Source organism: Jonesia quinghaiensis DSM 15701 (genome assembly GCF_000423205.1).
Classification (GTDB): domain Bacteria; phylum Actinomycetota; class Actinomycetes; order Actinomycetales; family Cellulomonadaceae; genus Jonesia; species Jonesia quinghaiensis.
Window position 1 is genome coordinate 219,012 of record NZ_AUHN01000010.1, and the last position, 11,751, is coordinate 230,762.

The following is an 11,751-nucleotide window of genomic DNA, read 5'->3' on the forward strand; positions in this document are numbered from 1 at the left end:
GGGACGCATGTCAACAACTCGTGGTGAACACAATTCTCAGCTAGCGTCACTCAACGCGGCAAAGCAAGGGCGGGCGCGCCTAGTGGGTGCGGCTTTGACTGCTCTCATTGTGTTCTGTGGCTTAGGAGCATGTTCAAAGGAAGAAACGAACGCCCCTCCCGCACCGCAAACAAGCAACACTGCGCCCACAAACTCTACTGCCGACGAAACCACCGAACCAGCGCCTCAAGATGAGGTTGTCGACGAGCCTGTTGCCAGCCCTGCGCCGGAAGAACCAGAAGCTATGAAAACCGGGGATAAAGCCGGTGCCCTCGCCGCAACTGAGTTTTTCATCAAAGTCATCGAACACGACATGGTGAATAACAGCACCGACCTCCTCGATGAGTACGCCTTTGAGGGATGCGGCCGATGTGAATATCTACGCGGCGTAGCAAAAAACCAAGAGGAAATGATGATAGACGTTTCGGAGTATACGTTTACTGAACTAGAAATATCAGCTCCAGAATTTACAGGGGACACCACCCTTCTCTGGGATGTTCCCGTCAAGGCTACGGTCAAATCTTCCACCAGTGACAGCCCGGACACGCCGCCTGTCAAACAAAACACACCAGTTGATCTCGTCTTCCTTGTTGGTTTCTCAGAAAGCAGTTGGAAACTTGTCGAAATTGAGGACCCCAAGTGATTGGCGCCTCTTTCATTCGCATTTCATTGTCTGTGACATTTTTTGCCATTCCTAGTCTGATATTTTTCGAGACAGATTTTCTACCCGAGTGGGATCTAGAGAAAGTTAACATCCCGGCGAAAAATGAAGGCAGAAATAGATGGGAAGATGCCAACTCCGCTGAGCCTAAAACCAGTGATGCTGATCCTCAACCTCAAGCTTCTTCGGAACCTCGAGACCCACTCGCTGGCGCGGCACAAGGGGCATGCGGCCCAGATGGTGGACAGCAGGTACTCGCGGAAGTTCAGAATGGTGGACAGCAAGGGTTTGCAGAGCTTGGCGCTGGTGAGGTCAGTCCAGAACGTACGTCGCTGATCATGTATTGCTTTCCTCCGGGAGAACCTGGCGCGCAAGGTACGGAAGGCAGCGAACCCCTTCGCATTAGCTTTACCATGTCGGACTTCCAAAGCCTCCCTTTGAAGGGTTCTGGCATCAACATTGAGCCAGATCGTGATGACTACGTCATTAACCTCCCTGTCATCACGCTAACGAACCCCGAACCGCAAATTTTGACCACAACCATATTGGGCATTCCGATCCGAGTGCGTGCCACTCCCATCGAATACGCCTGGGACTGGGGCGATGGAAGTTCGCCTCTCGTCACGACCGACCCAGGCCGCTCATACCCCGACCATACGGTTCACCACACATATACAATGCTCGACACCTTCACCATTAGCCTCACAACCCGGTGGGAAGGGGACTACAGTATCGACGGCGGTGCCACTTGGCTTCCGATCAGTGGAACAACGACGACAACAGAAAACAGTTCACCTGTGACCGTGCTCGAATACACGCCACTGCTCACGGACCCAAACAATGGGACAACTGGTGACTAGCTCACCGTCTACAACGCCTACATAGAAGTCGGACGTTGGCTTTGATCTTGCCGTGAAGTGCCTTGGCCTGGGGTAAGCAATCCCGTCTCGTATGCGACGATGACAAGTTGCGCCCGGTCATGGGCATGTAGTTTCGCCATGGTTCGGTTCACGTGGGTTTTTGCGGTGTGTGGTGAGATCACGAGCGCATCCGCAATGTCTTGGTTGGACAAACCCTGCGCAACAAGAATCAGCACTTCCCGTTCACGCTCAGTGAGGTGCTTCAGCTGGTCAGGTATGTTCCCCCGCTGACCGGTCGCCACAGGGGGGCGTGGCCGCACATAACGCTCCACCAACGCGTGGGTGGCACGTGGTGATAAAAGTGTGTCCCCAGCATGCACGGCGATCACTGCATTGACAATGTCCTCAGGTTCGGCACCTTTACCAATGAACCCACTTGCTCCCGCTCGCAGAGCCGCCACCAAATTGTCGTCTTCTTCGAAAGTGGTAAGGATCAGCACGCGTGTTGTGTCATTGTCAGGGTTCCCGCAAATTTCAGCGGTCGCTTCAATACCGTCTTGGTGCGGCATGCGAATGTCCATGAGCACAACATCAGGATGTTGTTGACTCACCGCAGCAACAGCTTGCACACCGTCTGCGGCTTCCCCAACCACGTCAATGTCTGGGTGGCTACTCAAAATGGCGGTGACTGCTTGGCGGATCAGTGACTGGTCATCAGCCACAAGCACAGTTGTTGTCATGCTGGGTTTCCCTGCTCGAACGATGCTCGTGGCCCCCGCGAAGGGCAAGATGGAGCTGGTGAACTGGGTGTTGCGGGTAAGCGAAGCAAGCTTTGTTCCTGACCTGTTGGGGAGTCCGAATGTGTGTGGCCAGCCGTCGGGACTGTCGCGCTAAGCCGATATGTTCCACCGTGGTGCCCACTTTCGAGATGCCCGCCGACAGCGGCGGTCCGCTCACGTAAGCCGAGAAGCCCTCGGCCACCTGCCTTCTCTGAATTGCCTTGCGGTTGAGCAGTAGACACGGCAGGGTTGGTGACGAGCACAGTTGCTGTGTCTTGATGGACACTGATCAACACATGTGCTCGATGTTCGCTACCGTGTTTGTGGGCATTTGTGAGCCCCTCTTGAACGACCCGGTAGAGAACTTGACCGGGTATTTCTTGTATCGATGTCAAGTCGCCCTGATGCCGACTAGTGACATCAAGGCCAGCTGTCTCGAATTGTTGAATAAGGTCCTGAACATGGTCTATACCAACCTGCGGCTTCGTTGGGCCCGTATTGTCGTCGCTGTCCTCTGCTCTGAGATACCTCATCAAATCGCCGATTTCGGTGAGTACGGTTCGCGCTGCGCCTCGTACTCGCTCCAAGGATTCACGGGCGGCAGTGGGGTTTGTTTCTAGTACTGACGTGGCCACCCCGGCGTTGAGACTAATAACGGAAATTTGGTGAGCGACAGCATCATGAAGGTCACGGGCGATGCGTAGGCGTTCCTCGGTGACTCGCCGTTGCGCTTCGATTTCGCGGGTTTGTTCTGCTCGTTCGGCGCGATCGAATGCCTGACGAATAAGTTCTCGGTGCGACCGTGCTGCATCTCCAGCTGCCGCACCAAAAGCGATGAGTGCAGCGAATTGCACAATGCGAGGGTCAGACACTCCCTCGACGGGCACTAGGTTACTGGAAATCATAATTATTGCTATTGCCCCTAGGCATATCGCCACTGATACCCGCCGGGGGTAGCGGTTAGAAACAGCGAACATACCAAATGCAAGTGCCACCACAATCCCCGGGCTCAGCACTCCAAGGGAAGCTGCCACAACATAGAGTGCCACGGCGGTTGCGACAAATTCGCGGGGAAACCGCCGGCGGAGAGGAAGCACAATAATGGGGCTGAGGACAATGATGTACCCCCACGTGCTGGAGGGGACATATCCCGTTTGATGGTGAGGGGCCATCGCCGAGGCGAATATGAGCGCGGTACCTACAACATCACCGACTATGCGTTTCGCCCGTTGACGGGCGGGCGCTGCCGATAAGTCTTTCCATTCAGGTCCCATGCTTTTAGTGTGCACTGGAAGCGACGATGTTGTCGTCATCCTCGCGCAGCAGCCCTGTACTGCGCTCATAGTACGAGGCAGTGTCTGCGGTGGGTGGACGCGGTGAAAGCAAACTTCACGGATGCTGGGTTGAGTGCAGCAACCGCCGCACCAAGCACGTGAGGAGCATCATGACTCAACAAATTTTTACTGTCCATGACCTTCGGAAAACGTACGGTCACGGACAAAATGCTTTTGAAGCGTTGAAAGGTGTCAGTTTCACCATTGATCGCGGTGAAAGTATCGCGATCTTAGGGAAGAGTGGTTCTGGGAAGTCAACCCTCATGCACGTTCTCGCGCTTCTTGATGCGCCGACGTCAGGCAAACTGTCACTTGACGGAGTTGACACGACATCGTTGCGTGGCAAGAACCTCAACGCTGTGCGGAACAAAACGTTTGGTTTTGTCTTCCAACAGTTTTTTCTCACCCCCAATGCCACTGTCTTAGAAAATGTCACATTGCCTCTGAAAATTGCCGGAGTTAGTGCCTCTGAGCGTCGCCGTCGCGGCATGGAAGCTCTTCGCCAGCTTGAACTAGATGACAAAGCAAAAAATAAGGCAGTGAATCTTTCTGGTGGGCAGAAGCAGCGTGTTGTTATTGCTCGGGCTTTGGTGAACAACCCAAGCATCATTTTTGCTGATGAGCCGACAGGAAACCTTGATTCAGCCACAGGGGCAGTTGTCGAGGACATTTTGTTTGATTTGAACGCACAGAACGGAATCACATTGATTGTGGTGACCCATGACGAGGAACTTGCAGCGCGGTGCGATCGACAGCTTCGGATTCGCGATGGCCTACTTGTTGATGAAACACTAGAGGTGGCAGCATGAAAACTCGTGACCTTGTTTCCTCAGCTATTTCAAACACCTTCAGGTCAAAAACTAGAACAGTTTTAACCGCTCTAGCAATTTTCATAGGTGCTTTCACCTTGACTCTTACCAACGGTTTGGGAACCGGAATAAATGCATACATCGATGACACTCTCGAAGGGATTGGGGTTTCTGATGTATTGACGGTGACTAAACCTGACCCATCAAGTGTGGGGTTTGGTGCGTCTTCAACGGAACCTCAACTGTATGACCCAGACTCCATTGATGTAGATCAAGGAGGCGCTCCGGGGAGTTCAGTTATCGCATTAACTCCTGAGGATCTTGATGAATTGTCAAGCATTAACGGTGTTCTTGATGTTCAGGCCGTACGGCAGGTCACGGTAGATTTTGTTCAAACCGCTGATAGCGAACTCTACGTCGCTCAACTAGCTGGAATTCTTGAAGGTCAATCTCTGAACATCACTGCCGGGCGAGAGCCAGACACTGATGCAACCACACATGAGGTTGTCATCCCTGCCTCTTACGTAGAGAGTCTTGGTTTCACTGATGCCTCAGCAATAATCGGTGAAACGTTAACCTTACAGGTCAGTGATGCCACAAGAACGTCACACAGTGTTGACGCGGAAATCGTGGGGACGTCCGAGCCTACTCTCGCTTCTCCTCTCGGAGAGAGCATCGTTGCTAATACGTCACTGACCGACGCGTTGGTTGAAGCGCAAAACACTGGGATTCCGGCGGAACAAGCAGAACGCTACCCTCAGGCAAGCGTATGGTTCGCCGCTGATGCCTCACCAGAGGACATCACAGCTTTGAAAGACCGTCTCAGTGACGCCGGCTACTCGGGCCTAACTGTTGAAGACCAATTAGGCACTTTCACCACGGTGATTGATGGCATTGTTTTGGTACTAAATGGCTTTGCTGTTATCGCATTGATTGCCGCTAGCTTTGGAATCGTAAATACCCTACTCATGTCCGTTCAGGAACGAACCCGAGAAATTGGGTTGATGAAGGCAATGGGCATGGGGAGTGGAAAGGTTTTTGGGTTGTTCAGCCTGGAAGCCACATTCATCGGTTTCCTGGGAAGCGCAGTGGGTGTTTTTGCAGCAATCATCTCAGGAACTGCTATCAGTGCAGCATTGTCGGAATCGCTGCTTGCCGATCTGCCCGGTTTGCAACTCATCGCTTTTGATCCGGCCACAACTGCGGTCATTATTCTCGTGATCATGGGCATTGCGTTCCTCGCAGGAACACTCCCCGCCGCACGTGCAGCGAAAGCGGATCCAGTGACGTCGCTACGGTACGAGTGATCCACTCTGAAGGCATCTCACCGTGGGGCGCCCTTCACACGACAAATAGTGCAATGACAGAGTGATGTGGGGTGGAGAGTTTCTCTCCACCCCACATCACACGTAAGCTTTTACATCGTTGCAGAAGCCTTCTACATCGTTGTAGAGTCAGCCTGGGTGCATGTCATTGGAGATCCGCACCCGTGTACTGTCCAACGACGAACAGGACCACCATGCAGCGAACACGTATAACCGCTGGTATAGCCGCATCCATGGCAGGAATTCTCACCGCCACCGCTTTAGCGGTTGGGGCTGCCCTACCAGCTCAAGCAAAAAAGGGACCGAAAGCGCCGTCCTTCACCGACGTCACCGTCCATGACCCCTCCGTTGTCACCAGTGGTGACGACATCTGGGTTTTTGGCTCACATGGCGCCTCCGCACACACCACTGACCTGCTGAACTGGACACAACACACCGTTGACCTAGCGCAGGACCGCGACAACAAACTATTTGACGATATTTACACCGAACTTAAAGAGACTTTCGAGTGGGCAGAGTCGGACACCCTCTGGGCATCCGATGCCATCCAACTTCCGAACGGGAAGTTCGCCCTCTACTACAACGCCTGCAAGGGAGACGCGCCTCGCTCAGCCCTCGGCCTCGCAATCGCTGACAAGGTTGACGGCCCCTACAAAGACCAAGGCATTCTTCTGAAGTCAGGAATGTGGGACGAAGAATCAGAAAACCCCGGCGAGATCTATGACGCCTTGATTCACCCCAACGCTGTTGACCCCGACGCATTCTATGATGCTGACGGCCGCCTATGGATGGTGTACGGGTCATACTCCGGCGGTATTTTCATCCTCGAAATGGATGCCGACACTGGGCTTCCCCTCCCCGATCAGGGATACGGCACACACCTGATCGGCGGAAACCACTCACGCATCGAAGCTCCAACAATTCAATACAACAAAGACACCGGCTACTACTACATGTACCTGTCCTTTGGCGGATTGGACGCAACCGGTGGGTACAACATGCGTGTTGTGCGTTCAAAAAACCCTGACGGCCCTTACGTGGACGCTCGAGGCAACACTATGACGGACGTGAAATCCGACCCCAGCAAACCTCTGTTTGATGATGCCTCCATCGAGCCCTACGGTGTCAAGCTCATGGGCTCGCACGTCTTCACCAGAGAACTCGGAGACCCCGGCACAGGAACCGGAGTGGGCTACGTTTCACCAGGCCACAACACCTGGTACGAAGACCCTGACACTGGGCAGATGTACCTCATCTTCCACTCACGGTTCCCAGACAGTGGCGAAATGCACCAAGTCCGGGTACAACAATTCTGGTTCAACAACGATGGTTGGCCGGTAGTCTCCCCCATGCGTTACGCAGGCGAAAAACTGACCGCCGTGAAGAAAAAAGACATAGCCGGTGACTGGCAAATCGTTGACATGGGTCAAGATATCAACACCACCGCAGTGGAATCACAAACAGTGACCCTCGATAAAAAAGGCCATGTCACCACCACGTCAGTGAACGGCAAAAAGCCAACCACACAACGCATCGGCTCATGGAAACTCACCAGCAAAAACACCGCGACGCTGACACTCAACGGAACGACCCACACGGGTGTATTCACACCAATGTGGGACCCACAGTATGAAGAATGGTCACTAGGGTTGAGTGTCCTATCGAAGGATGGGCGCGCTGTCACCGGCAGGCAGGTTGACGTCCTCACAGGTAATGCCGCAGTGAAAGCTGTGGCGAAAGCAATTGACCTTGGTGACACCAAAAACGTCACCGCGAACTTGACGCTACCAACCAAGGGCACGGGTGGGACCAGCATCGTCTGGTCGTCATCCAACGATGCTGTTGTGACGAGCACAGGCACAATTACACGCCCCGCAGTAGGCGAACAACCCTCCACCGCAAAACTGTACGCACGCGTCACCAATGGCAAGAAAACAAAGAAAATGACGTACACCATTGTGGTTCAACCACGCACGGCAGCTTCACTAGCCGCGCAATGGTCCTTCGACGACAACCTGGCTGACACCACTGGAACCCATGCCGACGCCACAACAACCGGCGCAAAGATTGACATCACTGGCGGTGACGCTACCTACGTTGCTGACGGAGTTTCCGGTAAGGCACTCACCCTCGATGGAAACAGTGGGGTTCGCCTACCCGATGGGCTCATCGACTCGCGGTCATACTCAGTGAGCCTGTGGTTGCGCCCCGAAGAACTCACCCAGTTCACATCAGCATTCTTTGGTGCAGCATCAACTGAGTCGTGGGTGTCACTTGTCCCCAAGGGGCATGACGGCGCCGGTGGTAACACCATGGTGTGGTCAGGCAGCACGCAGTGGTACGACGCCTCGACAGGCACCACACTCCCCATCGGTCAGTGGAGTCACGTCACCATCGTGGCCGATGGTGGAAGCCTGGAAATCTACATCGACGGCGAACGAACCTTCGAAGGCACAGGATTCCCCGACATCTTCACCGGTAAATCAGGAACGTTCGGTCTTGGTGTGAACTGGTGGGACACACCGTTCCACGGTGACATTGATGAACTGACGGTATGGTCATCCGCGCTCTCGCCCGAGGACATCCTGGAGCTCACCGCAGCAGGTCAGTAACACCACAGACCATCCTCATAACTCACTGACCGTCAGGCCGATGCCCACCACAGGCATCGGCCTGACGCACGATGATCCAGTGGTCATTCTCAGGAAGAAGTAAGCGCTAGCAACCACGTAAGCGAATGTGCACCAAGAGGTTGATCCGCTACGTGCTGGTCGTAGAAGTGACGGTGCAGATCCTGGGCAGTGTCGCGTCCCATTCCAAGGTTTCGTGCAAGATCTGCGAGCGCGTAAGCATCGTGGTCGCTCAAATGGCCAGATGACAGTGCTTGTTCCAGGGCTGTGAGATAGGTGTTGTGGTCCTCGGTAGTGGTGAGATCGAAAACATCTGAATCGAGGCGGTCGAGGATGATCGCTACTGTGTTCTCCGTGGTGCTTTGGTTGCGTGGGTACCATCGCGTGTGGAGGTCATCGGGAAGAGGTTTTTGTGGGAGATGGGAGGCTGCTGTGAGGTGCGGTTCCCAGTCGTGGGGTGGACTGTTCGCGAGGTAGGTTGCGAGAAGTTGAGCGGTTGCGGTTGCGTCTGCCAACGCAGTGTGGGCGTTATTGATGGTGATTCCGCAGGCAGCGCAGCAGTCAGCTAGTGGTTTGCCGACACCGGGTAGGTAGCGTTGGGATAGTTGCATGGTGCACAGGAAATCGTGTTGACGGTGGAATGGTATTGAGGTGCGCTGGAATTCTGCGGTGATGAACCGGGCGTCGAAGGGTGCGTTGTGCGCTACGGGTACGCGCCCTGAGAGCAGCGCTTCTAGGTCTTGGGCGATAGCGGTGAAGCGGGGCGCGTGAAGGACCTGGTGGGCGTGAATGTGGTGAATGTGTTGAGCGGCCAGATTACGTTCGGGGTTGATGAGTGTTTCCCAGTTGCCTGTGATGGTTCCGTTGGTGTCAACGTGGACAACGGCAATTTCGATGATGCGATCGTTTCGGGCGCTCAGTCCTGTTGTTTCAACGTCTATGACTGCAAAGCCTGTCACCAGTTGCTCTCCTGTTCGTCAGGCCCTCTGTGGGCTCACCCTACTCCCCTCGTTGCGAGAACAAAGTGGGCCATTTGACCTAGTGCGCTGGTGGGCTGCGCGGAGTTACGGGGGCAGGCGCGAGTTATCCACAGGTTCGCTCGTGGTCCAAGCGCCGCAGTCAAACACGCCGCTAGGGTCAGTGGTTGTGGGGCGAGCATCGTGCAGCACGAGACGCCAGGTTATTCTCACGCAGGTCACGGGCGAAAAAGAGGTCAACATGAACGGTTGGGCAACAAACATTGAGGGGACTCAACGCGTCCTCGAGGACACAAGCACACGCATTGAGGAACTTGCTGGCATGTTCGCTCTGCTCACAGAAAAAGTTGTGGAACCAGTCATTGAAGCTGGAGGGTTAACAGGGGCAGTCGGGCACGCCACAGCCGGATTCTTTGACGACCAAGTCCGCCACCGCCTTACTCCCGCTTTCCAGCAGTGCGGAGCCGCTCTCAATGCGACGTCCGAGATTCTTCACGCTGTGAACAGTGCTGACGAGCAGATGATGGAGCAACTCAGTGCAGGAGTCACACAGTCTTTCGCCACTGACACGTCGGCTTTTGACGCAACCCGTCGCCTTGGCGGCATCCACGCAGGGAGCACACCACGATGACCAATCAGTGGTTTTCCACGACAGGGCGCGAAGGCCTGATTGTCCCAAAGGAAATCCCCGGTGCTGAGATTAACCCTGACCGCATTTACGATGCCGCCCGCCAGCTTGGAATGGTTGCGATCCAACTGCCCGTAGGGTCAAAAAGAGTCACAACAGCGTGGACCAGCCTCAGCAATGTCATGCGGGTCAGCGGAACTGAACCCCTCCACAGCGCATTAACCCCACCTATGCAAGACGTCATAGGAGTTGCGGAAAACTTCGATAAAGCCGCGACAGCGCTGCGTGTATTCGCCGGAACCTGCGAGCGCATACTCCCCCAACTCACGGGAATTCGCCAAGAAGCGAGGGAATTTGTTTCAGGCATCACATGGGACGGTATGGCGTGGATGCCACACTACACCTCAGTTTCTTGGCAAAACTACTCGGGGACGACCATGACTCCACCTCATGGAAAGTTCTCTGCTCCAGGTACGTTGCCGCGCACTGAGTGGCCACAAGACATTAAAAACAGGGGAACTGATGCGCGGCTTGCTCTTGATAACTACACCTTGGAGGTATTGGTTCATTGGCGGGAGAGCAAAGAACTCGTCGAGCGCAACAACGATCTTGTTGATCGGGTGGCGCACCTTGTTGCTGACTTTGTGGATGCTGAGCGCAGGTGTGCCACGACGATCAACCTGTTGCGTTCTGCACCTGCCGTTCCTATAGATGCGACATTCGCTCGGCCGACGGATGGTGGTGTTACTGCATACCCTTGGGGGCACAAAGTCGAGAAGGTTACAACCCGTGGAGAACGGCAAGCAGACGGGGTTGTCCAGTCATTGACTGATACAGCAAACTTTTACGGCCTCTTCGTTGGGTATAACCCCTCAACTGGCGGGTTTTGGGATTATGACTATGCGGAAACTGTTGCTAAGGAGGCGGCTGTTTCCACAGCTGCGGGTGTGGGGGCATTGAGTTTGCCGGTTGTGGCAGGAACGTACCTAGTTAATCCTGCGGCTGGACGTAAACTCACTGACCGCGGCATCCAGCACTGGGAAGGAGTACTGAATGTTCAGGGTTGGAAGACTAATCCTGACCAGGCTGCAGGTGCGTTGGGTACAGACATTATTGTTGGTGCGGTGAGTGGTGTCCTGACAGCTGGTGTTGGCACAGCGGGAACTATTGTGAGCAAAACTGTTCGAAGTTCTGCAGCATCGTCGGCGACTAGAGTCAGTAAGCGTTTGAGTGGGGTGAGTACGCGTGCTGGTGCGTTTGTTGATGCGCGGATCGCCGGGCCATTGCGGGGGCCAGGGCAGGTGAGTTTTGCGCCGGATACTTTTGTGAAACCCCCTGGGGTGGATAAGCAGTTGGGGTTGGCTTTTGAGAAGGAATTTCCCTCAAGTGTGTTGACGGATAAACCTGAGCCTGCGCCACTGACGTGGGATGAGAAAGTTTTGGAGAAAGGTAAGGAGGAGGCTCCCGGTGTCATTGGAACGGGCGCGGAACCTGTCGAGGATTCCACCCCGCTTGATGGAAGTGTCCCCTCACACCCTGACCCGGCTTTGATGCAACACTCCCATGACGCCCCTGAACCTCCTGCGAGCCTCACCCTTGGTTTGGATGAGGCTCGCAGCAAGTGGCGTGATGAGTTACGTGAATCGCTGCGCGCAGCCGCGGGGAACCCGCCTGTCCCTAGCAGCGTCACAGCGGACCGCTAGGCGATC

10 protein-coding genes are annotated in these 11,751 nt (G+C 54.7%); 7 read left to right on the forward strand and 3 right to left on the reverse strand.

The window, feature by feature from the left end; all coding sequences use genetic code 11:
• Positions 1-7: 7 nt before the first annotated feature.
• Both G538_RS0110495 and G538_RS17440 read left to right on the forward strand, forming a co-directional pair.
• Complete coding sequence (locus G538_RS0110495) at positions 8-682, forward strand: DUF6318 family protein (RefSeq protein WP_029069289.1); 675 nt, start codon at positions 8-10, stop codon at positions 680-682.
• A 32-nt stretch (positions 683-714) separates the two neighbouring features.
• Positions 715-1,560, forward strand: coding sequence for a PKD domain-containing protein (locus G538_RS17440; protein ID WP_157544428.1), 846 nt, complete (start codon positions 715-717; stop codon positions 1,558-1,560).
• Positions 1,561-1,577: 17 nt separating this feature from the next.
• Here G538_RS17440 and G538_RS16295 read toward each other — a convergent pair whose 3' ends face one another.
• Both G538_RS16295 and G538_RS17445 read right to left on the reverse strand, forming a co-directional pair.
• Entirely contained in the window at positions 1,578-2,300 is a 723-nt protein-coding gene (locus G538_RS16295; protein ID WP_051196963.1) for a response regulator transcription factor, read from the reverse strand.
• On the reverse strand, positions 2,297-3,613 hold the full coding sequence (locus G538_RS17445) for a sensor histidine kinase (protein ID WP_051196965.1): 1,317 nt from the start codon (positions 3,611-3,613) through the stop codon (positions 2,297-2,299). Before G538_RS17445 ends, G538_RS16295 begins: the two co-directional genes overlap by 4 nt.
• Before the next feature lie 170 nt (positions 3,614-3,783).
• Between G538_RS17445 and G538_RS0110515 the strand changes: the two genes are divergently transcribed.
• The 3 genes from G538_RS0110515 (at position 3,784) to G538_RS0110525 (ending at position 8,419) form a co-directional block, all read left to right on the forward strand.
• The gene (locus G538_RS0110515; protein WP_029069290.1) at positions 3,784-4,482 is read left to right on the forward strand and encodes an ABC transporter ATP-binding protein; all 699 of its coding nucleotides are present in this window, start codon (positions 3,784-3,786) and stop codon (positions 4,480-4,482) included.
• A complete protein-coding gene (locus tag G538_RS0110520; RefSeq protein ID WP_029069291.1) occupies positions 4,479-5,789 on the forward strand; it encodes an ABC transporter permease in 1,311 nt (436 codons plus the stop codon). The genes G538_RS0110515 and G538_RS0110520 overlap by 4 nt, the downstream gene beginning before the upstream one ends.
• 212 nt (positions 5,790-6,001) lie before the next feature.
• Positions 6,002-8,419 (forward strand): LamG-like jellyroll fold domain-containing protein, encoded by a 2,418-nt coding sequence (locus tag G538_RS0110525; RefSeq protein WP_029069292.1) that lies wholly within the window; start codon positions 6,002-6,004, stop codon positions 8,417-8,419.
• Between the two features lie 89 nt (positions 8,420-8,508).
• Here G538_RS0110525 and G538_RS16305 read toward each other — a convergent pair whose 3' ends face one another.
• On the reverse strand, positions 8,509-9,396 hold the full coding sequence (locus G538_RS16305) for a 3'-5' exonuclease (protein ID WP_051196968.1): 888 nt from the start codon (positions 9,394-9,396) through the stop codon (positions 8,509-8,511).
• A gap of 259 nt (positions 9,397-9,655) precedes the next feature.
• On the opposite strand from G538_RS16305, the gene G538_RS0110535 reads away from it, so the two are divergent.
• Together G538_RS0110535 and G538_RS0110540 are read left to right on the forward strand one after the other, a co-directional pair.
• Positions 9,656-10,045, forward strand: coding sequence for a DUF6507 family protein (locus G538_RS0110535; RefSeq protein ID WP_029069293.1), 390 nt, complete (start codon positions 9,656-9,658; stop codon positions 10,043-10,045).
• Positions 10,042-11,745, forward strand: coding sequence for a hypothetical protein (locus tag G538_RS0110540; RefSeq protein WP_029069294.1), 1,704 nt, complete (start codon positions 10,042-10,044; stop codon positions 11,743-11,745). Before G538_RS0110535 ends, G538_RS0110540 begins: the two co-directional genes overlap by 4 nt.
• Positions 11,746-11,751: the final 6 nt, after the last annotated feature.